Genomic DNA, 25,869 nt, shown 5'->3' on the forward strand with positions numbered 1-25,869 from the left:
CGCTCCCACAATTGAAGTCATTATTTCCATTGCGTCACTCTGTGCGCCCGCGATAGGGTCAGCGCTCGCTGTTAAACGTGTCTTTGAGGGTGGAAATGGAATCCGCTGAAATTCTTGTGCTGCAAGCCAGTTACACCAACCCTGTGCATGCCGAGGCGTTGCGCGTCGTGTTGAATCATTACGCCGAAGACCCGATGGGTGGCGGGCACTCGCTGCCCACCGAAGTGCTGGAGCACCTGCCGGAGGAACTGGCCAAACGGCCGTATGCATTCACTGTACTGGCCTCTGTCGGTGGCGAGCCGGCAGGGCTGGTCAATTGCTTCGAGGGGTTTTCGACGTTTGCCTGTCGCTCGTTGGTCAACGTGCATGACGTCGTGGTGATGAAGCAATTCCGCGGCTTGGGTCTGAGCCAGAAAATGCTGCAAAAGGTCGAGGACATCGCCCGCCAGCGTGGCTGCTGCAAGATCACTCTGGAAGTGTTGGAAGGCAATGCGGTTGCCCAGTCGTCCTACACCAAGTTCGGTTTCTCTGCGGGCATGTTCGACCCGGCGCACGGCCGGATGCTGTTTTGGACCAAGCCACTGAATTAAATCCGATCTGAACCTGTATCTGTAGGAGACAAGCTCGCTCCTACGGGATCACTGTTTATACCGCTCGGTCACCTGCGCCGTCTGATCATCCGACACTTTGACTTCGCGGGTTGGCTGGGTTTGATTCGCGGCTTGGCACACCGATGACCGGCGCCCATGAAAAAGGGGCCGGAATCGGCCCCTGACAGGATTACTTGGCCACCACATCCGCCGGTCCCGGCTTCTTGGGCTTGATCAGGCTGAAGTCGATCAGGGCCTTCTGCTCACGCGCATAGGGATCGCCGATCAACAGCGGGCGCGCCTTGAACTGGGCACTGACCAGGCTCTTGCTGCGGTCCAGCTCATCGAAGCTCAAGCCCGCCAGGTCGGCCCAGGTATGGATCAGGTGCGAACTGCTGTAGGGCCGGTCCAGGTCACCCGTGAAGTTCCAGTCATGGGTTTCACGCCATTTCGGCGAGGCCCAGGCCATGAACGGGATGGTGTACATCGGCGCTGTCGGTTTGTTTTCGTTACGGCCCAGGGTGTTGTGACCTGCCGAGTCAAACACGTCTTCGCCGTGGTCGGAGAGGTACAGCAAAAAGCCATTCGGGTCGGTCTTGGCATAGTCCTTGATCAAGCTCGAGACCACGAAGTCGTTGTACAGCACTGCGTTGTCGTAGCTGTTGTAGGTTGGCAGTTGGTCATCACGCACGCCCGACGGTACGCCGTTGCGGTCCTGGAACTTGTCGAAGCTCGACGGGTAGCGATACTGATAACTCATGTGCGTACCCAGCAGATGCACGACGATCAACTTGCGTGGTGCTGCGTCAGCCAGGGCCTTGTTGAACGGTTCGATCACGTCGCCATCGTACTGGGCGGCGTTCTGGTTGCGGTTGTTGTTCAGGTACACCTGCTCGTCGGCCTGTTCGGAGAAGGTGGTGAGCATGGTGTTGCGCTTGGTCATGGTCTGCTGGTTGGTGATCCAGAAGGTTTTGTAACCCGCCTGTTTCATCATGTTGACCAGCGACGGTGTCGACAGGTACGCCTCGGGGTTTTCCTCGTCGGCGAAGGTCAACACCTGCTGCAATGCCTCGATGGTGTAGGGGCGGGGAGTAATGACGTTATCGAATACCGCCAGTTGATCCTTGAGTTTGTCCAGTTCCGGCGTGGTCTCGCGCGGATAGCCGTAAAGGCTCATGCGCTGGCGGTTGGTGGATTCGCCGATCACCAGCACCAGCGTCGCCGGCTGATTGGCCATCGCGTCCTTGAAGTTGCGCAGTGGTGCGACCTTGTTGGCGCTACTCAACATGTCCTGCATGCCTGCCAGGGTATCGAGATAGCGGTGATAAGCCACGGCCATCTGCCATGGCACGGCGGGTTCGATGCGAGTCTCGAATTTCTCGAAACCTTCAGCGAAGCTGCCGGCGCGCAGAGTCTGCTTGACGAGCGGATAGCCGACGACGGCCACGACGATGGCGGTGGCTGCGATCAGTGCACGGCCACGTGGCAGGTACACCGGCCGCAAGCGGGTCCACAGGAAGTAGGCAAACAGCGTATGGGCAAGAAACGCTGGCACCATCCACCAGGCAAAATACTGGGTCATGTACTCGCCCGCTTCAGACACGTTCGACTCGAACATGATGAAGATGACGCTTTGGGAGAATTCCTGCTGGTAAATGAAGAAATACCCGAGGCTCGCCATGGAGCAGACCCACAGCACCAGACCAATCACGGCCGCCATGACGCGGGTCTGTTTCGGGAACAGCAGCATGGGCGCCAGCCAGACGGCGCTCATCACGAAGGCTTGGCGAAAACCCGTGAAGCCGGAGGTGCCGGTCAGTTGAATCAGCAGTTGGGTAATGCCGGAGAAATACCAGAAGAACACGAACAGCCAGAGAAATCCGGCCCAATCGAACCCTGTCGCAGTCGACTCGCTGCGTTTGAAAAAAACCATCGTGCGCTCCAGGCAGAATCACATGCCACCGTCGGGACTGAAAATCTCCGACGAACGGTAGCCGCGCGGATGCCGCGGCCAGTAAAGAGCCGAAGTATCAACAAGCGGTTGTGAAAGTTTCGTGAGCGAATCGTAATGGCATTTCGGAAACAGCTCAGGGGCTGTTTCCGAGGCGGGGAGGGGTCAGGCGTGAGGGGCGCGCAGGGTAACCGGCTTCGAGTGAGCCTGGAGACCTTGCGTCAGCAGGCGCAATTGTTCGACTTCCTGCTTTAACTGGTCGCGTTCGTCTTTCAACTGGCGCAATTCATCGCGGCGGATCGTGACGTAAAGGGTTTGTGCTGGCCGTGCTGTTTGTACTGTGCCCATTGCTCACCTCGCAAATGGCTGTCTCAACTGTAGATCTGCCCCGCCATCGGGTGCAGTTCTACTATCGGCGCCGATTTTGATTTCTTTTGCCTGGGAATGGAACTTTTTTATTTTTCACTGTCGCTGTGTCTCCGGAACGTTTCCCGACGTTATCCATCGAGATCGGGCACAATGCCCGGAAACTTCATGCCGACGCTCTGGACTAACCCCCATTAGTCGCGTTGGGCTATAACCATTGACACACTTTTATTTGTAGTAGGGAGCATCAGCACATGCAACTCGGGATTATTGGACTGGGCCGCATGGGCGGCAATATTGCACGGCGCCTGATGCTCAACGGGCACTCCACCGTTGTATTTGACCGCAATACTGCCTTCATCGAAACGCTTGTGGCCGAGGGCGCGCAAGGCGCGGCCGACCTGCCGGCGCTGGTGGCGGGACTTTCCAAACCTCGCGCTGTCTGGGTGATGCTGCCAGCCGGCGCACCGACCGAAGACACCATCGACACCTTGAGCACCTTGCTTGAGCCGGGCGATACCATCATCGATGGCGGCAACACCTTCTATAAGGACGACATCCGTCGGGGCAAGACCCTGGCGGAGAAAGGCCTGCACTACATCGACGTTGGCACCTCCGGCGGCGTCTGGGGCCTCGAGCGAGGCTATTGCATGATGATCGGTGGCGACGCCGAGACCGTGCGACGCCTGGACCCGTTGTTCGCCGCCCTGGCGCCCGGCATGGGCGACATCCCTCGTACCAAGGACCGCCAATCCGATGACGACCGTGCGGAGCGCGGCTACATCCACGCTGGCCCTGCGGGTGCCGGGCACTTCGTCAAGATGATCCACAACGGCATCGAGTACGGCATGATGCAGGCCTTCGCCGAGGGTTTTGACATCCTCAAGACCAAGTCCAGCACCCACCTGCCAGAGGACCAGCGCTTCGACCTGAACGTGGCCGACATCGCCGAAGTCTGGCGTCGTGGCAGCGTTGTGTCCTCGTGGCTGCTCGACCTGACCGCCGATGCCCTCGCGGCCGATCCGAAACTCGACGGTTTCTCGGGGTCCGTGGCCGATAGCGGCGAAGGTCAATGGACCATCGAAGCCGCCATGGAACAAGCCGTGCCGGTGCCGGTGCTGTCCAACTCGCTGTTCGCTCGCTACCGTTCGCGCGGGCAAGGCACCTTCGGTGACAAGATCCTCTCGGCCCAGCGCTTTGGCTTCGGTGGCCACGTGGAGACTTCGAAAAAATGACCCGACTGATCCGCAATAAATCCAAGGCAGAACCTGCACCGCCGACCACGTTGTTCCTGTTCGGTGCCCACGGTGACCTGGTCAAGCGCTTGCTGATGCCGGCGCTGTACAACCTGAGTCGTGACGGTTTGCTGGGGGAAGGATTGCGGATCGTTGGCGTTGACCACAACGCCGTTACCGATGAAGCCTTTGCGCAGAAGCTCGAAGATTTCATCCGGGCCGAAGTGGCGAGCAAGGTCGGTAATGGTGATCAGGCCCTTGATCCACTACTGTGGGCCAAGCTGGCCAAGGGTATCAGCTACGTGCAGGGCGATTTCCTGGACGACAGCACGTATCAGGCGCTGGCGGCGAAAATCGCCGCCAGCGGCACCGGTAACGCCGTCTTCTACCTGGCCACCGCGCCGCGTTTCTTCAGCGAAGTGGTGCGCCGCCTGGGGGCCGCCGGTTTGCTGGTGGAAACCCCGGAGGCCTTCAGGCGGGTGGTGATCGAGAAACCGTTCGGTTCCGATCTGCCCACTGCGCAAGGGCTGAACGCCTGCCTGCTCAAGGTGATGACGGAAAACCAGATCTACCGGATCGATCATTACCTGGGCAAGGAAACCGTGCAGAACATCCTGATCAGCCGGTTCTCCAACAGTCTGTTCGAAGCGTTCTGGAACAATCATTACATCGACCACGTGCAGATCACCGCCGCCGAAACCGTCGGTGTGGAAACCCGTGGCAGTTTTTACGAGCACACCGGCGCTCTGCGGGACATGGTGCCCAATCACCTGTTCCAGTTGCTGGCGATGGTGGCGATGGAGCCACCGGCTGCCTTTGGCGCCGATGCGGTGCGCGGTGAGAAAGCCAAGGTGGTGGGGGCCATTCGGCCCTGGTCCACGGAGGAGGCGCGGGCCAATTCGGTACGCGGCCAGTACACCGCAGGCGAAGTCGACGGCAAGTCGTTGCCCGGCTATCGCCAGGAAAACAACGTAGCTGCCGACAGCACCACCGAAACTTACGTGGCGCTCAAGGTCATGATCGACAACTGGCGTTGGGTGGGCGTGCCGTTCTACCTGCGCACCGGCAAGCGCATGAGCGTGCGCGATACCGAGATTGTCATCTGCTTCAAGCCGGCGCCTTACGCGCAGTTCCGCGATACCGAGGTCGATGAGCTGCAACCGACCTACCTGCGGATTCAGATTCAGCCCAACGAGGGCATGTGGTTCGACCTGTTGGCGAAGCGTCCGGGGCCGGCGTTGAAGATGGCCAACATCGAACTGGGGTTTGCCTACAAGGATTTCTTCGAAATGCAGCCGTCCACCGGCTACGAAACCCTGATCTACGATTGCCTGACGGGCGATCAAACCCTGTTCCAGCGTGCCGACAACATCGAAAACGGTTGGCGTGCCGTGCAGCCGTTCCTCGACGCCTGGCAAGAGGACGCGAGCGTGCAGGGCTATGCCGCGGGTGAAGACGGGCCGATTGCCGCCGAGGACCTGCTGACCCGCGATGGCCGCGTCTGGCACGGCCTGGGATGAGTGACGCGGCGTTGCAACCCATCCGCTTTCTGCTCAGTGACATGGACGGCACGCTGTTGCTGCCCGATCACAGCCTGAGCCAGCGCACCATTGAAGCCGTTCGCTCATTGCGCGAGGCCGGCGTGTTGTTCAGCCTGGCCACCGGGCGTCCACCCAAAGCCATGTTGCAGCAGATCGAAGCCCTGGGCGTCGACTTGCCGACCGCGGCGTTCAATGGTGGAACCATCGTTCATCCCGACGGCAGCCTGCTGGTCGCGCATTACCTGCCGGCCACGGCGGCGCTGACCGCGCTGACTCAGTTTGCCGACCTGCCGGACATCGAGGTCTGGGTGTTCAGCGGCGGTGACTGGCTGCTGAAAGACCCGAATGGCCCGATGGTGCCGAGGGAGCAGCATGGCCTGGGGTATGCGCCTGTGGTCGTGGACAGTTTCGAGCCGTACCTGCAACACATCGACAAAATTGTCGCCGCCAGCCACAACACGCAGCGGCTGATCGAACTGGAGGCGCAATTGCTGCCCAAAGTCGAGGGCCAGGCGCAAGTGTCGCGCTCGCAGCCGGTCTACCTGGATGTGACCGCGATGCAGGCCAACAAGGGCGACGCGCTGGCGACCCTGGCCGAATTTCTCGGCGTGCCGCTGGCACAGACCGCCGCCATGGGCGACGGCGGCAATGACCCGGCGATGTTCCATCGTGCCGGGCTGTCGATTGCCATGGGGCAGGCAGAGGAGGCGGTCAAGCGCCAGGCGGATGTGGTGACCGGGGCCAACACCGAAGACGGCGCAGCGCAGGCGATCGAGCGGTATATCCTTCCAGGATAGGTACCGACACTCGCTCCCACAGGGTTTGCATCCAATGTTTGATGGATGTCTACAACCAATAACTCACCGCATACCACCCCAATACCCCCATCACCACCGTATACGGCAACGCCATCCACACCATGCGCCCATACGACAGGCGAATCAGCGGGGCGATCGCCGAGGTCAGCAGGAACAGGAACGCCGCCTGGCCGTTGGGTGTGGCCACGCTTGGCAGGTTGGTGCCGGTGTTGATGGCAATCGCCAGGGTGTCGAAATGCTCGCGGCTGATATGTCCGGAGACGAACGCCTGTTTGACTTCGGTGATGTAGATGGTCGCCACGAACACGTTGTCGCTGATGGCTGACAGCAAGCCGTTGGCAATGAACAGCATGCCTGGTTGCTGATCGGCCGGCAGTGCAAGCACCCACTGGATCAGCGGCGTGAACAACTGCTGATCGTGAATCACCGCCACCACGGCAAAGAACACCACCAGCAGCGAAGTGAACGGCATGGCGTCCTTGAAAGCGCTGCCCAGGCGATGTTCGTCCGTGATGCCAGTGAATGCAGTGATCAACACGATCACCATCAGGCCGATCAGGCCGACCTCGGCAATGTGAAAGGCCAGGCTGGCGATCAGGATCAGCGCGGCCGCGCCCTGCACGATCAGCGCCGCGCGCTGGCGTGCCGTGCGGCCGGCATCGTCTTCGCCTGCGTAGTTGGCCAGCACGGTGCGTACGTTGTCTGGCAGCAGCGTGCCGTAGCCGAACAGGCGCAGTTTCTCCAGCAATACGCAGGTCACCAGGCCCGCCGTCAGCACGGGCAGGGAAACCGGGGCGATTTTCAGAAAGAACTCGGTGAAATTCCAGCCCATCTCGTGGCCGATCAACAGGTTCTGCGGCTCGCCGACCAGGGTGCACACACCGCCCAGTGCCGTCCCGACAGCACCGTGCATCAGCAGGCTGCGCAGGAAGGCGCGGAACTGTTCGAGATCATCGAGGCTGAGCTTGGGCAAATGTTGGTCGTCGCTGAACTCGGTGTCCTGGCGCGGATCTTTGCCCGAGGCCACCCGGTGATACACCGAGTAGAAGCCCACTGCGGCGCTGATGATCACGGCCGTCACGGTGAGGGCATCGAGAAAGGCCGAAAGAAAGGCCGACAGAAAACAGAACATCAGCGCCAGCATCGGCTTGGAACGGACCCCGAGCAGCAGGCGCGAAAACAGGAACAGCAGCAGGTCTTTCATGAAGTAAATGCCCGCCACCATGAACATCAGCAGCAGGATCACCGGGAAGTTGTGCTGCAATTCCAGGTAGAGCGCCTGGGGCGTAGTCATCTTCAGCAGCAGCGCCTCGACCAGCAAGAGACCGCCAGGCATCAGCGGGTAGCACTTGAGCGCCATGGCCAGGGTGAAGATGAATTCCAGCACCAATAGCCAACCGGCCGCCACCGGGCCGACGGTCCACAGCACCACGGCATTGAGCAGCAGAAAGCCGATGATGGTGACTTTGTACCAGCGAGGCGAGTTGCCGAGGAAATTGTGCGCGAACGCCTGGGCCATTGATCCGGACATTGGCGGCTCCTTTTATTTAGAAGCGCGCAAGTTGCCGCAAGCCGAAGGCAAGATCAAGCGTAGGAAAGTTCGGAGTCGTTATCCTTGATATCGCGCGACCATCGCCCGGTAGTTGCCGTCGAGCGAATAGCCCCCCACGACAATGTTGCCATCGGCCTGCACGGCCAGCGAAGTCGCGGTGTCCGGGCCTCTGCTCAGGCGGGTACGGACCCAGCCGAGGCCGTCGCCGAAGCGCTCATCGAGTTGCCCGTCAGGCAGGTGCCGCGCCAACATGAAATCGCCTTCGATCCCTCCGTTGGTGGCGCCGGCGGTTAATACGCTGCCGTCCGCCAGGGCTTTTGCGGCGGTCCACTGACAGCCGTTGCGACCCACCGCCAGCAACCGTGGTTGACCGTCGTTATCGTGCACGTCCGGTCGGCCATTGGGGTGAAGCTTCAGGGCCAGGCAATGCATCGGGTCGCGGCTGGTGCCAAAGCAGCGCAAGTCGCCGTTTTCGTGCTGGACGATCTGGCTGACCTGGACGCGGCGCCCCTGGGCCATGAAGCTCATGAAACCATCCACGGCAAAGTGGTCATCAAGGGTGCCGTCGCTGTGATAACGCGCGAGCAAGCCTTCTTCGGGGAAATTGATCGAACCGCCCACCAGAATCCGGCCGTCGCGTTGCACCATCAGCGTGCCGAGCCAGGTGTTCATCAGCAGGTGCCTGACCAGGACGAAGCCGCGCCTATTGAAGGTCTCGTCCGCTGAGCCATCGGCATTGAGGCGAATCAACAGGCCGACATGATCGGCCTGTTCAAAATGATGATTGGCCAGTAACAGGATCTTGCCGTCTGCCTGGACCTGCGCATCACAGGCTTCGGCGCCGGGCACGCCCGGTGGCAACCAGGTGTCGCGTGCGCCCCGGGCAAGATTACCCGGCAGGCGGACGACACAGCGGCCATTGTTGGCAAAGGATTGCACCGGTTTGCCGCTCGGGTCGAACAGCGCCAGGGCCGGGAGCGTGTGGTTGGCGTCTTCATAGTGCAGGCCAGCCAACAGAATGTGGCCATCGGCGAGCACCTGAACGTTGCCGGCCATGGCTTCGAAGCCCGGTTCGAACTGGCTGATGATGCTGCCCTGTTCACCGAATTCCAGGTCTGCCGAGCCGTCTTCCAGCAGTCGGGCCAAACCAAAGCGGCTGCCCCTCGTTGTGCCGACCTTGGCCGCGATCAGCAGACGTCCCATTGAATCGATGGCAATGCCGTTGGTCATGCTGCTGAGGCTGTCGGCGAAGTAGACCTGAGTGACGCCGGTGCCGGCGAAGCGCTTATCAAGCTCGCCCGCTTTGGTCTGCGGCGGGGGTAAGGCAAAGGCGGTCTGGATTGACATGCACGCATCTCCTTGCGAGTCGTCGGGATCCAGGACGGGGGTTGGCGACTGGGGAAACATTCAACGCCTGAATGGCCCGATGCACAACTGACAGAACTAACAGGCGGAGGGTCGCTGTGTGCCAGAACAATGACTTTTCGAACCACTCATAAGCCAGGTAAACAAACGGGCGTGTGAAAGTTCGGATGAAACACGATCGAAAGTGTTGTTGGCGCGAAAGGCCAACAAACTAACGATGGGGGAGGGGGCGGATTACTTGAAAGTAATCCGCAGCTCACTTAGTGCGGCATCGACCACGATTGAAGTGCATAACCTTCCTGGCTCAGCTCTTTGCGGGCTTCTTCCAGAACATGCTCAAGTTGCGCGGGGTCGGTGTAGGCGCTACTTGGGATCTGCGTGCGGCCGATGCGATTGTTGGTACGGTCGATGACGGTCAGGCTGAGTTCACCGTTGCCGTCTTGTGGAGCCCAGGCCACGCATTGGAATGGCTTGAACGCGCGGTCGGCAATCAAAAGAGCTTCGTTGATACGGAGCGGGGCTGTCATGGGGTCTTCTCTCTATATGCCCAATCAAGTGATGTGCCGTCGGTTGGGCGTACCGTCCGGCTGGTTACTTGTACTGATGCCTGCTGGCAGCATGTGGGTCACATTTTATTAAAAGAAATTACGTTTTTTTTGTCCTGGCTCAATAGCACGACAGTTTTTGAAAGCTCAACGAAAGGTTTGGCTCGCAGATGAACTAACGGACTACGCCGCTTATAAACGCAGATTGAAAACCTTTAGACAGACGGTCCAGGCCCCCGTCAAATTCTTGCTAACGTTACAGTCGGGCTTGCCAAATGGCTGTTTTTAATAAAATTCCTCTGATTTGGCGCCAAGGAATAGTCATGAGTGAAGCGCCCGCGTCGAGACGTCTATTAGTGGTGGACCCGTGCGACGATTGTCATCGTCTGTTGCCAGGTTTGCGCTCCATCGGTTGGGACGTCGACAGTTGCAGCCTGGAGAATGCCGCCGACCGAACCTGCGACGTCGGCCTGCTGCGTTTGCAGCCGTTTCATCTGGAAAGTCCCGAGGCCGTCAAGGAACTGATCAGCCGCAGTGGCGCCGAGTGGATAGCCGTACTTAAACAGGACATGTTGCGGCTACAGAATGTCGGGGATTTTGTTTGTGAATGGTTTTTCGACTTCCACACGTTGCCGTTCGATGTCTCCAGGGTTCAGGTCACACTGGGGCGGGCGTTTGGCATGGCGCGCCTGCGTGGCCAGGGCGCGGTTCACGTCGAGCAGCCCGAACACGAGCTGCTCGGTGACAGCAAGTCCATTCGCGAGCTGCGCAAGCTGCTGAGCAAGCTGGCGCCCACCGAATCGCCCGTCCTGATTCGCGGCGAAAGCGGAACCGGCAAAGAGCTGGTGGCCCGCACGCTGCACCGTCAATCCCAGCGCCACAACAAACCCTTTATTGCGATCAATTGCGGCGCCATACCCGAGCACTTGATCCAGTCCGAACTGTTTGGTCACGAGAAGGGCGCGTTTACCGGCGCCCATCAACGCAAGATCGGGCGGATCGAGGCGGCCAATGGCGGTACGCTGTTCCTTGACGAAATTGGCGACTTGCCGCCAGAGCTGCAAGCCAGCCTGTTGCGTTTTCTTCAGGAAAAACAAATCGAGCGGGTAGGGGGCAGTCAACCTATTCCAGTGGATGTGCGGGTCCTGGCAGCGACCCACGTCGATCTGGAGGTTGCGATCGGCAAGCAACGTTTTCGCGAGGATCTGTACTACCGCCTCAACGTATTGCAGGTGGTGACCGCGCCACTGCGCGAGCGCAATGGTGACCTCGCGATGCTGGCCAATCACTTTTCACACTTCTACAGCCATGAAACCGGTCGCCGGCCCCGTAGTTTCAGTGAAGATGCGTTGATTGCCATGGGACATCATGACTGGCCGGGCAATGTTCGCGAACTGGCCAACCGGGTGCGCCGCGGGCTGGTGTTGGCCGAAGGCCGGCAGATCGAGGCACGGGACCTGGGCCTGATCAGTCATCCAGGCGTCGCCGCGCCCATGAGCACGCTGGAAGACTACAAGCTGCGGGCAGAGCGCCAGGCCTTGTGCGATGTCCTCAACCGCCACAGCGATAACCTGAGCATTGCCGCCAAGGTGCTGGGCATTTCCCGGCCGACTTTCTACCGGTTGTTGCACAAACATCAGATTCGATGAGGCGGCTGCGAGCTACAAGCTACAAGCTACAAGCTACAAGCTACAAGCTACAAGCTACAAGCTTGCGGCTTGCGGCTTGCAGCTTGTAGCTGCCCCTAAAAGTAATAGGGGAATTTCAGGCTGAAGGAGAAGTCCGGCGCATCTTCGGTCAAGCCGATGGCCAGTTGCGGCACGATTGTGAGGTTGTCGGTCGCGGCCAACGTCATGCCAATGTTGAAGTTGGCCGAGTTGTAGTCGCTGTTGGTGATGGACTGCCAGTCCCCGCCATCCGGTTTGATCTTGCTCTTGCGGGCAAACTGGTCGGTGAAGGAGAACGACATGCTCATCTTCTCGTTCAGGGCGAAGGCGATACCGGCGCCGACTTGCCAGGAGTCACCCAGCTTCACGTCGCCCTTGACCTTGGAGCCCACCTGCGGGCTGATGTCGCTGAACGAATCCTGCACGTTGTAGGTGTAGGCCAGGGTGCCAAACAGCACGGCAGGGTCGTAGGTCTTGACCAGCGAGATACCCGGGGTAATCGCCCAGACACCGTTGCCGGTAGGCAGGGATTCGGGCACCGCGAGGTTGTCGTTGTTCGGGTCTTCCACCAGTTTGATGCCGTAAGGGTCCTTGCCGGTGGGCGCCTTGACACGCAGGGTGAAGACCGCGTCAGGCAGGTCGGCCGTTTCATCGAGAAACTTGTAGGCCACGCCCACGTTCACATCGCCAATGGCCGGGTCGCGGGTGACGGTGGCGTCTGACGTGACCGGGCCGGCGCCACCTGCGCCGCCTGAGGAGTACGTCGATTCGCGATAGACCACGGGTACGTTGATGTCGAACTGCCAACGCTGTGCCACGTTGTAGCGAGCGGTCAGGTCCAGGGTCCAGTTGTCCGCCTTGATCCGGTCCAGGTTGATGTTGCCCAGGAAAATCGAGTCCAGTGCCAGGAAACCGTTGAGCGTCAACGCACGGGTATCGTAGTGGGTGTAAGTCAGGCCGGTCTCGACGCTGAACTTGCCGCCACCGAAGAAGCCGCTGGCTTCGTCGTACAGGTTGGAAACGCTTTGCGCCGGTTGCGAATCATCTTGCAGCGACTGGCCATACGAACTGCCGGTAGCGCCCGGTGCGCCGCTGGCCACTGTCTGGCCCTTGACCGGGTCGGCGGGGGATTTGGTCAGGCGTTTGGGCGCGGGTGCTGCCGGCGTTTCTTCGACTTGGCGAACGCGCTGCTCAAGGACCATCAGCGCGTTCTGTTGTGCTTCGTAACGTTGCTTCAGCTCCATGAGTTCTTGTTTTAGGATTTCCACCTGGGGGTCCGGGGCGGCATATAACAGGGTGGCCGGAGCCAGGCTGCTCAGACAAACGACAACTTTTAACGTTGAAGATCGGTGCATGGGTTTAGCCGTCCCTTCTGACTGCATCTGATGAGACTGAGCGTAGATCAAAAACCGATAGTGCGAAGGCCTTTGAGCTGGTCCAGATTGCCGGTCAGCGCCGCGCCTGATGGCACGTTATCCCGTAGCACGACGTTGAGCGACGTGATGTTGCGGACCTGGTTGCCAGCACCCAGCAACGTCGTGTTCTGCATCAGCCCACCCTGGGCCAGGCGCTGCATGGTGCTGCCCTGGTTGTGGTTGGCCGCGATGTTGAGTTGCACTCCATTACCGGTCGCTGAGACGCTCATCGCTCCCGCTTCGTTGCTGCCATACAGTGTCGAGCCAGAAGCCAATACCTCGCCCTGTGGTTGTGTCGTCGTCGCCTGGTTACCCCGTGTGACATTGATGCCCACATCGTTGTAGGCGGTGTTGTTGTCGCCGGCGGCGCGCACCACCTGGGTGACGCCGTTGGTGCTGTTCAGTCCACCACCGCCTGTCACGCTGCCGGTGCCTTGCGCACTTGAGTTGCCAGTCCCGGTGTCGTTGATCATCGACACGTAGAACTGAGGCTTGATGGTGTTTTGTTGCACTTGCATCGTTGTGGTGGCACCGATGGTCGAGCCGTTGGCGTTTTGCCAGACGCTGGTCATGACAATGCCGAAACTGACGATCCGTCCCGGCATGACGTAGCGGCCGCGAAGGCTCGCCAATTCTGAATCCTTCAGTTCGATGGGTTTGAATATTTCTGCGTGGATCGGCAGGCTAGCGGCCATGCAAACCACAGCTAGCCAGGTTGGAGTTTTCATTGAATGCTCCCGGAGCGTCGTGCCCCTTTATTCTTAGAAGAAGTCACTTCGAATGAAGCCGAAATCCATGAGCTCTGCGTCCTTGACCGGTGCGAATTCATTGATGCGATTCTTGGCGGTCAAAGGCACAGGCGGGTCAAGCAGTGCGTTGTCCTTGTCATAACCCTGGCCGATGACGGCGAAAATGATGCCGTTCCAGCCTTTGACAAAGTCATCCACTTTGTAACGTTTGTGGCCCAGTACCGGGTCTCCGACGTAGACCCAGCCCCGGTTGACTCTTTGCAACACCACGAAGTGCTTGTAGCCACGAACATCCATCAACACCACGACGGGTATCTTGATGTCGTTGAGCGTCTCCGGTGCCACGCGATAACCGCGGGCTCGCATGCCGAGGCTTTCCACGTATTTCTTCATGTCGAGCATGGAAAAGCCCTGGGTGCGCACCAGGTTCTGGTCGGCGTGGGCCAGCATGCCTTCGATGATCTGATCTTCACTCACGTCCAGCCAATAAGCCTGGCGCAAAATGGTGGCCAGTGCGGCTGCGCCACAACTGAAGTCGGTTTTCTGTTGCACCAGGTCAACAAACTTGCGCTCGCGGATACTCTGGATCGGCTTGTAGACCACCGCACCGCCCGGTAAGACAGAAAGCGGCATTTGAGCCGCCTCGATCACACCCGTCACGCACAGCAAAACAGCCAAGGCGATAATGCGCATGGTGTCGCGCCTTCTGGTTGCGTTGAGAAAGGCCCCCGTACGGGGGCCTCCAGTCACAGCAGTTAGAACGATTGGTTGGAGATGGCCAACGAGTTGCTTTGTTGGTTGCCCACGCCAGCCGCCACGTTCACGCCCAGGTTGCCGCTGCCGCCATTCACCGAACCGCTCAGGGTTGCGGTGTTGGTGACAGGGTTAAGCCAGCCCACTTGAGTGAGTACTTGATAGGACACGGTGTTGCTCAGCTCAAACGCGCTGCTTTCGCTGTAGCTCTTCGCAAAATCTTTCGACGAAGAGGACGAAGTCTCGCCCGATTTGTCGTACGAAGAGGTGAACGACTTGGTGAACGAGGTTTCGTGCGAGTTATCGTACGAAGAGTTGCTGGTGTTACTGGTTTCGGTGTTGACGGATGCATCGAGGTTAGCCGACACGTTCGCGTTACCGCTGGCGCTGCGAGTGCGATCACCGTTGCCGTTGTTCCAGGTCACGGAGCGCGATCCTTCAATCCCTGCAGTCAGGTTGGCAGTGATGGACGCTGCGCTGGTGGAGGCGGAATCAGCGCTTTGCGAGCCGCTGGAGTCATGGGTTTTCGAGCCGCTGGCGTCAAAGGCGTTGGAGCCACTGGCTGCCCAGTTGCTCGACGCGTTTTTCTCAACGCTGCCGCTGACATCTTTGTTGAAGGACTTGGAGCCGCTGAGGGTGGTGGTCAACGAAACCGTTGCCACGGCGAGGTCGGCATTGGCTTTGTTATTCACAACCAGGCCAGGTCCGCTCTGTTCGGCAGAAGCAGTGGCCGATGCACTACCCAATGGCGAATTGGAGTTGGCGATGGCCATAGTGTTTTTCTGTTGGTTGAGGTCGCCACCGGCAATGTTGATGCCCATGTTGCCGCTGCCGCCGTTACCCGAACCGCTCATCACCCCGGAGTTGGTGGTGGAGTAGTTGTCGACGCGGTTGTTGTTGCTGTACTGGTTGACTCGGGCAGTAGCCGTTGCATTGCCGAATACGAAGCTGTTGTCCAGGCTCGAGTCCGAGGATGCGTTGGCGATGGCAGCCGCGTTGTCTTGTTGGTTGCCGTTACCGGCCGCCACGTTGACACCCACGTTACCGCTGGCACCACTTGCCGAACTGCTCATCTCGGCATTGTTTTGGGTGCCTTCGTTGAGGATGCGGTTGTTGGTACTGCTTTGCCGGTCATTCGCCGTCGCCGTGGCAGAGACAAGGATTTTCGTAGGAGGAGGAGTATGGTTGTGGCCATTACCGTGGCCACGACGATCGCCCTGTTCAGCTTGTACAGCAACAGCCATGAGCGCAGCAATTGCGAAAACCAGAGGCTTGAGTGCCATCGAAGGTTTCATGGTGATTCTCCGTACTTATTTAGGTTAAGTGTTGTTTTTACCTGTTCGGATCAGTCCGCGATCCGTACGCTGAAGGTGTTGGCCATTCGGTTTCCCACCCCTGCGCTCTGGTTCAACTGAATCACCCCACGGCTACCGGTGAAAGCCTGATCACTGGTGGTGACCTGGCGATAGCCTGATGCAGGGACAGTTGGACCGGAGTTGTTGATCAGCGCCACGTTCTGTTGCATGAGGACGCTGTCGTCGAGACTTTGTGGTTGCGCACCGATGCTGATGCGCAGTGCATTGGCTTGTTGAGTACCGGCACCTGCGCTCTGGTTCACGCCCAGTGCACCGTTGCCGTTGCTGAAAGAGTTGCCCTGGATGCTGGCCCTGGCGTCGACTGCGGGGCTGTAGACCGTGTTGATCCGTTGACGGATCTGCGTGGTGGCATTGGCATCATGACCAATGGCGAAAGCCCGGGCATTGGCTTGTTGCTGCTGGTCGCCGGCGGCCTGGTTGACCCCGACGTTGCCCGAATAACTGGCACCCGAGTTGTCGATAGTGGCGGTGTCCACCACTGGTGACCCGGCGAAAGTCGATGTACTGCAGAGCATGGCGATCATCAGCAGCGTGCGATTCATCTCAACGGTCTCCCGTGATGATTTTCAGCGCGCCCATGCCTTGCTGGACGCTGGAATTGACCATGTTGGCGATGCCGTTGCCCGCGCCGGTGCCACGACCGCCGGCCTGGTTGGCCAGTTGGTTCTGCGTGCTGATGTTGCCGCCGAGATTGTTGTTGCCGATGTTGTTCATCATTTGGCTGATGCCTGCGCCGCTGGCGACGCCGGCAAAATCACCGTCACTTAATTCGTTGGTCTGGTGCAGGACATACTGGGAAGGGTTGGCGTTGGCCGTCGTGGGATTGGGGTCGGGTGCCACGGGCGCTCGGGTCGCCATGCGAGGCTGCACGTCACGTTTGATAATGATGATGCCGTTGTCTGCCTGGACAGGCAGGCTGACCAGCGATGTCAGTGCGCATCCAGCGAGCAGAACGCTGAAAATAGTCCCGGCAACTTTCTCCACGGTGGCAATTCCTTCTGTAGTTGGAACGCTGGCCCGAATAGCGATGCGAGGAGGAGAGCAGAAGCTGTGCCGTATTTTGTTTTTCTTTATAAAACAGAGGGTTGTATTTAGTTGTTCGAGAGGGCTGGAAAAATTTGTTACATCGATGAGACAAAGACGCGTCCAGGTCCCGTCAATACGCGCGGTATTGCGGACTAGAGCGGTTGGAGGCAGGTTGTATCAGTGATGCAACAAATTCGGGCTTAAGCGCCGAAACCTCTCTATTCCAAGGGTTGTGGCGCTGCCGAGTGTTTCAGGAATGGACATTTTTCTTGGGATGGGCTTGGCCGGTCAGGTCTTGAGCAAGTCCCTGACAGCGTCGAATGCAGCGTTTTTCCGCTGGCTCCAATCACCCTGCAACACCTGGAAGGGCTGCCGGTGCCGGTCCAGCCATTGGTGGCACGACCGGAAAAATGCCTGGCGCTCTGTCAATTGCGGCTGGCACCGTAACCCGTCGTCATGCCACTCCACGTTTTCCGGGCTCAGCAGCAAGTGCAGGTCATAGTGCCGCGCCAGCAAGGCTTGCTCGATCCATTCCGGGCAGTCGCCAAACAAGGTGCGACTCCACAGAATGTTGCTCAACAAGTGCGTATCGAGAATCAGCAGGGGCGGCCGTTGGCCCCGTGCTTCGTCCTCCCAGGCAAGCTGGCCATGTGCTATTGATGCAATGTCATCGTAGCAGGTTTCCCGGGCATTTCTTTCCATAAAGGTTCGAACGTACTCTTCGACCAATATGCCGCCAAAGTTGGCGTGAATCTCACCCGAAAGCCAACTCTTTCCGCTCGATTCCGGGCCAGTGAGCACTAATACCTTCATGGATTCAGCACCGGATCGCTACGCCAGGTGCGCCAGCCTTGAACGGCCAGGAGGGTAAAGAGGCCATATAGCGCAGCAGTCAGGACCATGCCCTTGTAGATGAACAGGCCCACGAAAACACAATCCAGCACGATCCACAGGGGCCAGCATTGCAGGCGCTTTTGCGCCATCCAGACCTGTGCCACCAGGCTGAAGGCGGTGAGGGCGGCGTCAAGCCATGGCTGGGCGGCGTCTGTCCAATGTGCCATGGCTGCGCCCAACAGCAGGCTGCCGATAGCGCCGAGCGCCAGGCCCCCGGCCAGGGCTTGTGTGCCCAGGCGGGTGACATCACGGCCTCGATGGTCCTGGCCCGCCCGTGTCCATTGCCACCAGCCATACAGCTGCAACCCGGCGTAGATCACTTGAAGCAGCATGTCCGAGTACAGCTTCACCTCGAAGAAGACCCAGCTGTAGAGCAGCACCATGACCAGGCCGATGGGCCAGCACCACGGGTTCTGCCTGACCGTCAGCCACACGGCGATCACGCCGAGGGCGGCGGCGAACAGTTCAAGCCCGGACATGGAACAACCTTGGGGAGAAAGAGGAGGGGGCGGATTGTACCGGCAGGCGCCCCCGAGTAGAACCGGCCAGCGCGCAGTCTCGTCGCAGCGGCGCGGAGCGGGCCGCTGCGACGGGACTGTTTAGACGCGGAACTGTCTGAGCAGGGTGTTCAACTGTTCGCTCAAGTCCTTGAGGCGAACACTGGCCACGCTCGACTGTTCCGCCGCCAGCGCCGTGCTGTGGGACAAGCCTGCAGCCTGGGTGACGTTCTGGTTGATGTCCTCGACCACGTGCGCCTGTTGCAGGGTGGCGCTGGCAATGGAGGTATTCAAGCCGTTGAGGTTGCGCAAAGCCTGGCCGATGGCGTTGAGGCTGGCGCCCGCCAGGCCTGCCTGTTCGATGGTCAACTGGGACGCGCGGCTGCTGTCGCCAATGACTTTGACCGCCGCCTCGGAATGGCTTTGCAGGCGCTCGATCATCGACTGGATCTCGGCGGTGGATTTTTGCGTGCGCTGCGCCAGCAGGCGCACTTCATCGGCCACTACGGCGAACCCGCGTCCCTGCTCACCGGCTCGCGCGGCCTCGATGGCGGCGTTGAGTGCCAGCAGGTTGGTTTGTTCGGCAATCGAACGGATCACTTCCAGCACGCTGCCGATCTGGGTGCTTTCGGTGGCCAGCGTACGGATGACCTCCACGGCCTGGTCGATGGTGGAGGACAGTTTGTCGATCTGTTCCAGGCTGCTGTCGATGTTCACCTGACCCTGCTGCGCCTGGGACTCGGCATCGCGCATTTCGCTCGCCGCATGCTCGGCGTTCTTGGCGACATCCTGCACGCCGTACGTCACTTCGTTGATGGCTGTGGCCACCAGCTCCATCTGCTGGGATTGTTGCTGGCTGCGCTGCTGCGCCTGGGCGGCATCGTTGCCTAGCTCGTTGGACGATTGGCCGAGCGCGCCAGCCGAGACCTGCAACTGGCTGATCACGCCACGCAGTTTGGCGGTGAATGCGTTGAAATGGTGGGCCAGTTGCGTGACTTCATCGTGGCCATGGGTATCGAGGCTACGGGTCAGATCGCTTTCGCCGCTGGCGATATTGGCCATGGCGTTCACGGTTTCCTGCAAGGGACGCACAATGCTGCGGGCGATCAGGATCACCAGCAATGCCATGATCAAGGCGATCACCAGGCCGATACCGGAGGCTTTCCACACCTGGGTCTTGAACTCTGCCTGCAGGTCATCGATGTACACGCCCGAGCCGATCACCCAACCCCAGGGTTCAAACAGTTTGACGTAGGAGGTTTTTTCCACGGCATCGCTGGCGCCGGGTTTTGGCCAGCGATAGTCGATCGCACCACCGCCCTTGGCCTTGGCCAGGGCTACCATTTCATTGAACACTGCGAACCCGTCCGGATCACGAATGGCCGAGAGGTTCTGGCCGTCAAGCTTCTGGTTGACCGGGTGCATGATCATCACCGGCGTCAGGTCGTTGATCCAGAAGTACTCATTCTCGTCATAACGCAGGCCGCGCACGGCGCTCAATGCCTGCTTCTGTGCCGCTTCGCGGGTCAGGGTGCCGGCGGTCTCCAGGCCGTGGTAATAGGTCAGAATGCCGCTGGCCGTCTGCACCACGTGTTGGGTTTTCTGTGCCTTGGCGTGATAGAGATCGTCGTGGATCTGCTTGAGCATCAACACACCCAACGTCAAGAGCATCATGACGGCTACGACCAAGATGAGCCACAAACGACGGCTGATCGACATACTGCGCAAGCTGTTCATAGCACTGTCACTCCGGTGTTATTGTTTTTTTATTCGGCAGAATCCCATCACACTTCGTCGAACGGGCATATCCGACCCAAGTCCAATAACGTGGCAGCGTTATTGGGGCTTGTCTGATAGGATTTCGGCCCTGAACGCAAAAACCTGAATTGAAGTTGATTTTTCACGGATTTTTTACGACTCCGTCGTGATTCTGTGCGCGCCGACCTTGCGTCGCGCTGATCATAATCAACGTTTTGCAATAAATACGATCGGGGCATGCCGTCGTGCATCGCTTCTTGGGGGATTGATGGATCTTTGGACCGCCTTGCAGGCATTGATACTTGGGGTTGTGGAAGGGCTGACGGAGTTTTTGCCGATTTCCAGTACCGGACACCAGATCATCGTGGCCGACCTGTTGAACTTCGGAGGCGAGCGGGCTATTGCCTTCAACATCATCATTCAGTTGGGTGCGATCCTGGCGGTGGTGTGGGAATTTCGCCGCAAGATTCTGGATGTGGTAACGGGACTGCCGACCCAACCCGGCGCCCAGCGCTTTACGCTGAACCTGCTGGTCGCTTTCATGCCGGCCGTGGTGCTGGGGGTGATCTTTTCCGACCTGATCCACCATTACCTGTTCAACCCGATCACCGTCGCGGCGGCATTGGTAGTGGGCGGGGTCATCATGTTGTGGGCGGAGAAGCGCGACCACGCCGTGCACGCTGAAACGGTCGACGAAATCACCTGGAAAGACGCCCTGAAGGTCGGCTTCGCCCAGTGTCTGGCGATGATTCCAGGAACCTCGCGATCCGGCGCCACCATCATCGGTGGGTTGCTGTTCGGCCTGTCGCGCAAGACCGCCACCGAGTTCTCCTTTTTCCTGGCCATGCCCACCATGGTGGCGGCGGCGGTGTATTCGGGGTTCAAGTACCGACATCTGTTCGAACCGGCGGACCTGCCGGTGTTCGCCCTGGGCTTCGTCACCGCGTTCATCTTCGCGATGATCGCCGTGCGTGGCCTGCTCAAGTTCATTGCCAGCCACAGTTACGCCGTGTTTGCCTGGTACCGCATCGCGTTTGGCCTGCTGATCCTGGCCACCTGGCAGTTTGGCTGGGTCGACTGGACGGCGGCCAAGTAATGAATGGCAGTCGCGCACGCCGTCCGCCCGAACGCCCGTCGGGTGGCCCGGTGCAAAATCTGCGGCTGAAACTGCTGGTGCTCGCGGTGGTGTGCGCGCTGCCGCTCATTGGCTCTGTCTCTTTCTGGGTGCAAGGCGTTTCGTTCATACCGCTGGCGGCCTATGGGCTCGTCAGCGTGCTTGCGTTTTTCCTTTACTGGCGCGACAAGCACAAGGCCCGCACTGAGGGCAGGCGCACCCCTGAAAACATACTGCATGCGGTGGAACTTGCCGGCGGCTGGCCTGGCGCCTTGCTCGCCCAGCAGGTATTGCGACACAAAACGCGCAAGGTTTCGTTTCAAATTCTGTTTTGGGTGATTGTGCTGCTTCACCAGGTGTTCTGGATCGATCAGTTGTTCTTGCAGACGCATTGGGTCGGCCCGTTCATGCGTTGATCGGGCTCAAGCATAGTCAGTGTTCGAGCCTCGCTTGCAAACATGTTGTTAACGGTTATTGCTGGCAAATAGGGTTACAACTGCGTGTTTTGACACCGGTTTTCGCCGTGCTAGTTTTCGCCAACCTTAAATGTCTGGAGGTTGGCGATGAGACTTGAAACCGTGACTACCGAATGTGCCATGTATAAGTTGGCCCGATTTCTCGGCAGTTCTCCCGCCGAAAAAGTCGCGTATGTCAGGCGGCGATCAAAACTGCTCGATGGTACGAATTCAAGTCTTATCGCCGACGAAACCATCCTTGATAATCTGGTCGTCGTTGAAGATCGTATGCGGCAGTTTGTCCTGCACTTCGAACAAGTCCAATCTGCGATTACCCCCGGTCTTGTCCTCGAGAATTACGTGGTTTCGATGATCAACGAATTCGTCAATGTTGCGGTCGTTGCCGGTATCGAATCGATCCTGCAGGCATTGGAGCCTGTCGATACCGTAAGCCCTTTACCCGATTCAGAGTTGATCACCGCCATTGACACCTTGTTCGAGAGCCGCGACTACCTGCGCGAAAGGCTTGAACTCACGTATTCGTTGATCAAAAATCCGGAGCTCGTTTCCGAGGTCATTTATACGGACTTTAATACTTGCAATCGAGTGTTCGTGCCGCTGACTGATGGGGAGGGCAAGAACTCGGATGATCTATACGGTCTGGCTTTCCTGTGGTTCATGGGTGTCGATTTATGCATGCTTATTAATGAAGCCTGCATGATTGCCAATTCAGCCTATACACCTAAAGTTTCAGGTTTTTCCCACGAATTTTATTTGTATATCGTGCTGCATGAACTGTCTCATCTGTGGGTGGAGGCTGATGACCTTGCCTATCACTTTACCGCTGACCAAGAAGCCAAGGACTTCGATGTGTATTCAATGGCTAATCTCAAAGCCAGTGACATGAACAATGCCGACAACTATTGCACGTTGATTTTCATTGCACTGGCTAAACTGCACAAGCAGGGGTTTATTGACCTTCGGCGGTACTAAATCAACAACCCGACCTGAGTGCGCTTGGGCAGCTTGCTCACCACCAGTTGATGGGAGCGTTGCAGCAGCGCTTGCAACTCCCCGGCGCCGAGCGGGTAGGGCGTCTGCATGATGATCCATTGCGCTCGTGCCAGATAAGGCGCGGGATGAATGCCGGGGCGGTCGCAATGGCCGAGAAACAGGTCCTTGTCGACTTTGAAGGCCAGGGATTCGCCGCGCAGGTTTTGCAGGGCGAACATCTTGTTGCCGGCAACGGAGAACACCCGCACGCCGCCCCACTTGTAGTCCTCCCGTGCGCCCGGCAGGGCGAGGCAGAATCGTGCGGCGTCTTCTTCGTTCATACGTCCAGGCTTCATATCAAGCGGTCTCCACAGGCATCGAAGGACTCGATCAAATGGTCGAGCCAGGCCCGCACGGCGGGCATCACCCCACGTCGGTGCGGGTACACGGCTTGCAGCCAACCGCCAGGCAGCGACCAGTCGGGCAAGAGCTGCACCAGTGCGCCACTTTGCAGTTCTGTCTCGCAGTACATCATCGGTAGCATCGTGAAGCCCTGGCCAGCGAGCGTGCAGGCCTTGCGCACAATGAAATCGTCGATGCCCAGGCGCGCCTCCAGCGCGATTTCGTAACTTTTACCCTGTTGATCGAGCATGCGGATGTGCACCAGGCGGTCGGCCTCAAGCGCACCGAGCACAGGCAATCCCTTCAGGTCTTCAAGATGATCGATCTGGCGACCCTGGAGAAAGTCCGCGCTGGCCACCATCAGCATCTGCGCCTGCCGCAGGCGGCGGGTCACGAGCAACGGATCTTCATCGCCCGGCTCGCGAACCCGCAGGGCAACGTCGACCCCTTCGGTCACCAGATCCACACGGCGGTTGACCAGCATCACTTCCAGTTGCACCTGCGGGTACTTGTGGAGGAATTGGCTGATCACCGACGGCAGCATTTCATGGGCCAGGCCCACGGGGCTGGACACCCGCAGCCGACCGCGCGGTACGCTGGACATACTCGCCACGGCTTCATCGGCCATTTCGGCTTCCAGCAGCATCGCCTGGCAGTGACGCAGGTAGCGTTCGCCCACGGCCGTCAGCTTGAGTTGGCGGGTGGTGCGTTGCAGCAGACGCGCGCCCAGGCGCTCTTCCAATTCGGCAATCCTGCGCGAGAGCCGCGATTTTGGAATGCCCAGCAGTCGGCCCGCCGCGGCGAATCCCCCCGCTTCAACCACCTTGGCAAAATAGAAGAGGTCGTTGAGGTCTTGCATGTCTATCACTCGATTGTTCTATCAGTAGGACAAACTATCGCATTGTTGCCAGCTAATCATCCATTGGTTTCGCTTGTAGGATTCTCTCCATCAGATCGCCCTGTAGCGGTCCTCAATTGGAGATTCCACATGAAACTGCTGCATATCGATTCGAGCATCCTGGGTGACAACTCGGCTTCCCGTCAGCTGAGCGGTGAAGTGGTCAAGGCCTGGCAAACCGCCGAGCCGAGCGCCGTGGTGACTTACCGCGACCTGGCCAGCGACGCCATCAGCCACTTCTCGGCCAATACCCTGGTTGCCGCCGGCACCCCGGCCGAACTGCGTGACGCCGCGCAACAGCACGAAGCCGACCTGAGCGCGCAGACCCTGGCCGAATTCCTCGCTGCCGACGCGGTGGTGGTCGCCGCGCCGATGTACAACTTCACCATCCCGACTCAGTTGAAAGCCTGGATCGACCGCATCGCCGTTGCCGGCCAGACCTTTCGCTACACCGAAGCCGGCCCTGAAGGCCTGTGCGGTAACAAAAAAGTCGTGATCGTCTCGACCTCCGGCGGTTTGCACCTCGGCCAAGCCACCGGTGTGGCCCATGAAGAGTACTTGAAGGTCATGTTCGGTTTCCTTGGCATCACCGACATCGAATTCGTTCGTGCCCATGGCCTGGCCTACGGTGACGAAGTGCGCACCAAGGCCATGAGCGACGCTCACGCACAGATCAGCGAGCAATTGTTCGCCGCTGCGTAAGGCTTGCGTAAAGCTGTCATTCTGCTCGGGCAACACCTCAAGAAACTCTGTATTCTGATTGCGCAAGTATCAGGTACGGAGTTTTTTGTTTCTGGATACTTCGCGCTGGCCCGGGTTATGCAATACCCGAACGCGTGTGGCCAAATTCAGAAAAGGTGGGGCATCCCATGGTGCGTCTTTGTGCAATGTTACTGATTTGCCTGCTCAGCAGCCTGAACTCAGTGCACGCCGCGCCTGCGCCGCACCCTCACTGGAGCGTCGGCTTTCATGAGATGAGCTTTCTCGACCCGCTGGACTTGCAGCCGATGCGGGCCATCGCATTTTATCCGTCCAGTGATCGCGAGCACGTCAGCAAGCTTGAGGGCTACACGGTGGAGGCGGGCGAAGACACTCGCGTGGCCATCGGCCGTTTTCCCATGCTGATGCTCTCCCACGGCAACACCGGCACGCCGCTGGCCCTGCATGACCTGGCGACATCGCTGGCCCGCAAGGGCTTTGTGGTAGTGGCGGTGATTCATCCCGGCGACAACTCCAAGGACCACAGTCGGCTCGGCACCATGAGCAACCTCTATGGTCGCCCGATCCAGATTTCCGAAGCCATTACCGCCACCCTGGGTGATCGCATGCTCGCGCCGTTCGTCAACGCCGAACAGGTCGGTGTGATCGGTTACTCGGCAGGCGGCGAGACGGCGTTGATCCTGTCCGGGGCCACTCCGGACCTGGATCGCCTGCGCCGCTACTGCCAGGAGCGCCCGGACGATCACGATGCCTGCAATACCCAGGGCGAGTTGATCGTTGATCGGGATGACCTGCAACCGGTTGCCGATCCCCGGGTTCACGCTTTGTTGTTGATGGCGCCGCTCAGCCTCAAGTTCGGCCGTCACACCCTGGCCGACGTGCATGTGCCTGTGCTGCTGTACAGCGGTGACGGCGACAAACTGGTGGCGTTCGACAAAAATGCTGCGGCGCTGGCGCGTAAGCTGCCGACTGCGCCGGACTTCAAGTTGCTGGCCGGGGCAGGGCACTTCGTGTTCATGGCGCCGTGCAACGAAGAGCAAATCAAAGCCATGCCGGCGCTGTGCACCGATGCCGATGGCGTTGACCGCGAGGACATTCACCGCAACATGATCTCGGAGGCGGGGCGGTTTTTCTCCCGTACCCTGGGCAGGCCGACCCGCGCCGGCATGCAGACTGCCGATCAGTAAGC

26 protein-coding genes are annotated in these 25,869 nt (G+C 59.2%); 10 read left to right on the forward strand and 16 right to left on the reverse strand.

The window, feature by feature from the left end; translation table 11 throughout:
• The first annotated feature begins 95 nt into the window (after nt 1-95).
• Nucleotides 96-590, forward strand: a complete 495-nt coding sequence (locus AB4O36_RS08460) for a GNAT family N-acetyltransferase (RefSeq protein ID WP_460141462.1) — start codon at nt 96-98, stop codon at nt 588-590.
• Between the two features lie 190 nt (nt 591-780).
• On the opposite strand, the gene AB4O36_RS08465 is transcribed toward AB4O36_RS08460, so the two are convergent.
• Complete coding sequence (locus AB4O36_RS08465) at nt 781-2,523, reverse strand: phosphoethanolamine transferase CptA (RefSeq protein WP_460123514.1); 1,743 nt, start codon at nt 2,521-2,523, stop codon at nt 781-783.
• 183 nt (nt 2,524-2,706) lie between these two features.
• Nucleotides 2,707-2,889 carry a DUF6026 family protein gene (locus AB4O36_RS08470; RefSeq protein ID WP_460123517.1) on the reverse strand — a complete coding sequence of 61 codons (183 nt, stop codon included), beginning with the start codon at nt 2,887-2,889 and terminating at the stop codon, nt 2,707-2,709.
• A 272-nt stretch (nt 2,890-3,161) separates the two neighbouring features.
• Between AB4O36_RS08470 and gnd the strand changes: the two genes are divergently transcribed.
• Genes gnd through AB4O36_RS08485 form a run of 3 tightly spaced genes read left to right on the forward strand, consistent with a single transcriptional unit; the run spans nt 3,162 to nt 6,480 of the window.
• Complete coding sequence (gene gnd, locus AB4O36_RS08475; protein WP_460123520.1) at nt 3,162-4,142, forward strand: phosphogluconate dehydrogenase (NAD(+)-dependent, decarboxylating); 981 nt, start codon at nt 3,162-3,164, stop codon at nt 4,140-4,142.
• Complete coding sequence (zwf, locus tag AB4O36_RS08480) at nt 4,139-5,662, forward strand: glucose-6-phosphate dehydrogenase (protein ID WP_460123523.1); 1,524 nt, start codon at nt 4,139-4,141, stop codon at nt 5,660-5,662. The genes gnd and zwf overlap by 4 nt, the downstream gene beginning before the upstream one ends.
• On the forward strand, nt 5,659-6,480 hold the full coding sequence (locus AB4O36_RS08485) for an HAD family hydrolase (RefSeq protein ID WP_460141463.1): 822 nt from the start codon (nt 5,659-5,661) through the stop codon (nt 6,478-6,480). Before zwf ends, AB4O36_RS08485 begins: the two co-directional genes overlap by 4 nt.
• 49 nt (nt 6,481-6,529) lie before the next feature.
• Here the strand turns inward: AB4O36_RS08485 and nhaB are convergent, their stop codons facing one another.
• The 3 genes from nhaB to AB4O36_RS08500 form a co-directional block, all read right to left on the reverse strand.
• Entirely contained in the window at nt 6,530-8,032 is a 1,503-nt protein-coding gene (nhaB, locus tag AB4O36_RS08490) for a sodium/proton antiporter NhaB (RefSeq protein ID WP_460141464.1), read from the reverse strand.
• A gap of 78 nt (nt 8,033-8,110) precedes the next feature.
• Nucleotides 8,111-9,400 carry a hypothetical protein gene (locus AB4O36_RS08495; RefSeq protein WP_460141465.1) on the reverse strand — a complete coding sequence of 430 codons (1,290 nt, stop codon included), beginning with the start codon at nt 9,398-9,400 and terminating at the stop codon, nt 8,111-8,113.
• 278 nt (nt 9,401-9,678) lie between these two features.
• Nucleotides 9,679-9,945, reverse strand: a complete 267-nt coding sequence (locus AB4O36_RS08500; protein ID WP_460123535.1) for a hypothetical protein — start codon at nt 9,943-9,945, stop codon at nt 9,679-9,681.
• A gap of 341 nt (nt 9,946-10,286) precedes the next feature.
• On the opposite strand from AB4O36_RS08500, the gene AB4O36_RS08505 reads away from it, so the two are divergent.
• Nucleotides 10,287-11,612 carry a sigma-54 dependent transcriptional regulator gene (locus tag AB4O36_RS08505; protein WP_460123538.1) on the forward strand — a complete coding sequence of 442 codons (1,326 nt, stop codon included), beginning with the start codon at nt 10,287-10,289 and terminating at the stop codon, nt 11,610-11,612.
• Between the two features lie 95 nt (nt 11,613-11,707).
• On the opposite strand, the gene AB4O36_RS08510 is transcribed toward AB4O36_RS08505, so the two are convergent.
• The 9 genes from AB4O36_RS08510 to AB4O36_RS08550 form a co-directional block, all read right to left on the reverse strand.
• Nucleotides 11,708-12,985: a coiled-coil domain-containing protein gene (locus AB4O36_RS08510; protein ID WP_460141466.1), complete on the reverse strand. Its 1,278-nt coding sequence runs from the start codon at nt 12,983-12,985 to the stop codon at nt 11,708-11,710.
• Nucleotides 12,986-13,032: 47 nt separating this feature from the next.
• A complete protein-coding gene (locus tag AB4O36_RS08515) occupies nt 13,033-13,773 on the reverse strand; it encodes a hypothetical protein (RefSeq protein ID WP_460123544.1) in 741 nt (246 codons plus the stop codon).
• A 33-nt stretch (nt 13,774-13,806) separates the two neighbouring features.
• On the reverse strand, nt 13,807-14,487 hold the full coding sequence (locus AB4O36_RS08520; RefSeq protein WP_460123547.1) for a C39 family peptidase: 681 nt from the start codon (nt 14,485-14,487) through the stop codon (nt 13,807-13,809).
• Nucleotides 14,488-14,549: 62 nt separating this feature from the next.
• Complete coding sequence (locus AB4O36_RS08525; protein ID WP_460141467.1) at nt 14,550-15,842, reverse strand: heme utilization protein; 1,293 nt, start codon at nt 15,840-15,842, stop codon at nt 14,550-14,552.
• Nucleotides 15,843-15,892: 50 nt separating this feature from the next.
• Nucleotides 15,893-16,465, reverse strand: coding sequence for an adhesin (locus AB4O36_RS08530; protein WP_460123553.1), 573 nt, complete (start codon nt 16,463-16,465; stop codon nt 15,893-15,895).
• Between the two features lies 1 nt (nt 16,466).
• Nucleotides 16,467-16,907 (reverse strand): hypothetical protein, encoded by a 441-nt coding sequence (locus AB4O36_RS08535; protein ID WP_460123556.1) that lies wholly within the window; start codon nt 16,905-16,907, stop codon nt 16,467-16,469.
• 330 nt (nt 16,908-17,237) lie between these two features.
• A complete protein-coding gene (locus AB4O36_RS08540; RefSeq protein ID WP_460141468.1) occupies nt 17,238-17,762 on the reverse strand; it encodes an AAA family ATPase in 525 nt (174 codons plus the stop codon).
• Nucleotides 17,759-18,322 carry a nicotinamide riboside transporter PnuC gene (pnuC, locus tag AB4O36_RS08545; RefSeq protein ID WP_460141469.1) on the reverse strand — a complete coding sequence of 188 codons (564 nt, stop codon included), beginning with the start codon at nt 18,320-18,322 and terminating at the stop codon, nt 17,759-17,761. Before pnuC ends, AB4O36_RS08540 begins: the two co-directional genes overlap by 4 nt.
• A 120-nt stretch (nt 18,323-18,442) precedes the next feature.
• Nucleotides 18,443-20,077 (reverse strand): methyl-accepting chemotaxis protein, encoded by a 1,635-nt coding sequence (locus AB4O36_RS08550; protein WP_460141470.1) that lies wholly within the window; start codon nt 20,075-20,077, stop codon nt 18,443-18,445.
• Nucleotides 20,078-20,366: 289 nt separating this feature from the next.
• Between AB4O36_RS08550 and AB4O36_RS08555 the strand changes: the two genes are divergently transcribed.
• From AB4O36_RS08555 to AB4O36_RS08565, 3 genes are all read left to right on the forward strand, one after another.
• A complete protein-coding gene (locus AB4O36_RS08555; RefSeq protein WP_460123568.1) occupies nt 20,367-21,194 on the forward strand; it encodes an undecaprenyl-diphosphate phosphatase in 828 nt (275 codons plus the stop codon).
• A complete protein-coding gene (locus AB4O36_RS08560) occupies nt 21,194-21,628 on the forward strand; it encodes a DUF1294 domain-containing protein (RefSeq protein WP_460141471.1) in 435 nt (144 codons plus the stop codon). Before AB4O36_RS08555 ends, AB4O36_RS08560 begins: the two co-directional genes overlap by 1 nt.
• 147 nt (nt 21,629-21,775) lie before the next feature.
• Complete coding sequence (locus tag AB4O36_RS08565) at nt 21,776-22,660, forward strand: hypothetical protein (protein WP_460141472.1); 885 nt, start codon at nt 21,776-21,778, stop codon at nt 22,658-22,660.
• On the opposite strand, the gene AB4O36_RS08570 is transcribed toward AB4O36_RS08565, so the two are convergent.
• Together AB4O36_RS08570 and AB4O36_RS08575 are read right to left on the reverse strand one after the other, a co-directional pair.
• A complete protein-coding gene (locus tag AB4O36_RS08570; protein ID WP_460123577.1) occupies nt 22,657-23,016 on the reverse strand; it encodes an MmcQ/YjbR family DNA-binding protein in 360 nt (119 codons plus the stop codon). The genes AB4O36_RS08565 and AB4O36_RS08570 overlap by 4 nt on opposite strands.
• Complete coding sequence (locus AB4O36_RS08575) at nt 23,013-23,921, reverse strand: LysR substrate-binding domain-containing protein (protein ID WP_460141473.1); 909 nt, start codon at nt 23,919-23,921, stop codon at nt 23,013-23,015. The genes AB4O36_RS08570 and AB4O36_RS08575 overlap by 4 nt, the downstream gene beginning before the upstream one ends.
• A gap of 129 nt (nt 23,922-24,050) precedes the next feature.
• On the opposite strand from AB4O36_RS08575, the gene AB4O36_RS08580 reads away from it, so the two are divergent.
• Nucleotides 24,051-24,662: an FMN-dependent NADH-azoreductase gene (locus tag AB4O36_RS08580; RefSeq protein WP_460123583.1), complete on the forward strand. Its 612-nt coding sequence runs from the start codon at nt 24,051-24,053 to the stop codon at nt 24,660-24,662.
• A gap of 167 nt (nt 24,663-24,829) precedes the next feature.
• Nucleotides 24,830-25,867, forward strand: a complete 1,038-nt coding sequence (locus AB4O36_RS08585; RefSeq protein ID WP_460123586.1) for an alpha/beta hydrolase family protein — start codon at nt 24,830-24,832, stop codon at nt 25,865-25,867.
• Nucleotides 25,868-25,869 lie beyond the last annotated feature (2 nt).

Source organism: Pseudomonas sp. S2_E01 (assembly GCF_054668365.1).

Excerpts from the sequence above, each read along its gene's own strand:
- AB4O36_RS08460 (WP_460141462.1), top strand. The coding sequence starts at position 96 with ATGGAATCCGCTGAAATTCTTGTGCTGCAAGCCAGTTACACCAACCCT.
- AB4O36_RS08465 (WP_460123514.1), bottom strand. The coding sequence starts at position 2,523 with ATGGTTTTTTTCAAACGCAGCGAGTCGACTGCGACAGGGTTCGATTGG.
- AB4O36_RS08470 (WP_460123517.1), bottom strand. The coding sequence starts at position 2,889 with ATGGGCACAGTACAAACAGCACGGCCAGCACAAACCCTTTACGTCACG.
- gnd (WP_460123520.1), top strand. The coding sequence starts at position 3,162 with ATGCAACTCGGGATTATTGGACTGGGCCGCATGGGCGGCAATATTGCA.
- zwf (WP_460123523.1), top strand. The coding sequence starts at position 4,139 with ATGACCCGACTGATCCGCAATAAATCCAAGGCAGAACCTGCACCGCCG.
- AB4O36_RS08485 (WP_460141463.1), top strand. The coding sequence starts at position 5,659 with ATGAGTGACGCGGCGTTGCAACCCATCCGCTTTCTGCTCAGTGACATG.
- nhaB (WP_460141464.1), bottom strand. The coding sequence starts at position 8,032 with ATGTCCGGATCAATGGCCCAGGCGTTCGCGCACAATTTCCTCGGCAAC.
- AB4O36_RS08495 (WP_460141465.1), bottom strand. The coding sequence starts at position 9,400 with ATGTCAATCCAGACCGCCTTTGCCTTACCCCCGCCGCAGACCAAAGCG.
- AB4O36_RS08500 (WP_460123535.1), bottom strand. The coding sequence starts at position 9,945 with ATGACAGCCCCGCTCCGTATCAACGAAGCTCTTTTGATTGCCGACCGC.
- AB4O36_RS08505 (WP_460123538.1), top strand. The coding sequence starts at position 10,287 with ATGAGTGAAGCGCCCGCGTCGAGACGTCTATTAGTGGTGGACCCGTGC.
- AB4O36_RS08510 (WP_460141466.1), bottom strand. The coding sequence starts at position 12,985 with ATGCACCGATCTTCAACGTTAAAAGTTGTCGTTTGTCTGAGCAGCCTG.
- AB4O36_RS08515 (WP_460123544.1), bottom strand. The coding sequence starts at position 13,773 with ATGAAAACTCCAACCTGGCTAGCTGTGGTTTGCATGGCCGCTAGCCTG.
- AB4O36_RS08520 (WP_460123547.1), bottom strand. The coding sequence starts at position 14,487 with ATGCGCATTATCGCCTTGGCTGTTTTGCTGTGCGTGACGGGTGTGATC.
- AB4O36_RS08525 (WP_460141467.1), bottom strand. The coding sequence starts at position 15,842 with ATGAAACCTTCGATGGCACTCAAGCCTCTGGTTTTCGCAATTGCTGCG.
- AB4O36_RS08530 (WP_460123553.1), bottom strand. The coding sequence starts at position 16,465 with ATGAATCGCACGCTGCTGATGATCGCCATGCTCTGCAGTACATCGACT.
- AB4O36_RS08540 (WP_460141468.1), bottom strand. The coding sequence starts at position 17,762 with ATGAAGGTATTAGTGCTCACTGGCCCGGAATCGAGCGGAAAGAGTTGG.
- pnuC (WP_460141469.1), bottom strand. The coding sequence starts at position 18,322 with ATGTCCGGGCTTGAACTGTTCGCCGCCGCCCTCGGCGTGATCGCCGTG.
- AB4O36_RS08550 (WP_460141470.1), bottom strand. The coding sequence starts at position 20,077 with ATGAACAGCTTGCGCAGTATGTCGATCAGCCGTCGTTTGTGGCTCATC.
- AB4O36_RS08555 (WP_460123568.1), top strand. The coding sequence starts at position 20,367 with ATGGATCTTTGGACCGCCTTGCAGGCATTGATACTTGGGGTTGTGGAA.
- AB4O36_RS08560 (WP_460141471.1), top strand. The coding sequence starts at position 21,194 with ATGAATGGCAGTCGCGCACGCCGTCCGCCCGAACGCCCGTCGGGTGGC.
- AB4O36_RS08565 (WP_460141472.1), top strand. The coding sequence starts at position 21,776 with ATGAGACTTGAAACCGTGACTACCGAATGTGCCATGTATAAGTTGGCC.
- AB4O36_RS08570 (WP_460123577.1), bottom strand. The coding sequence starts at position 23,016 with ATGAAGCCTGGACGTATGAACGAAGAAGACGCCGCACGATTCTGCCTC.
- AB4O36_RS08575 (WP_460141473.1), bottom strand. The coding sequence starts at position 23,921 with ATGCAAGACCTCAACGACCTCTTCTATTTTGCCAAGGTGGTTGAAGCG.
- AB4O36_RS08580 (WP_460123583.1), top strand. The coding sequence starts at position 24,051 with ATGAAACTGCTGCATATCGATTCGAGCATCCTGGGTGACAACTCGGCT.
- AB4O36_RS08585 (WP_460123586.1), top strand. The coding sequence starts at position 24,830 with ATGGTGCGTCTTTGTGCAATGTTACTGATTTGCCTGCTCAGCAGCCTG.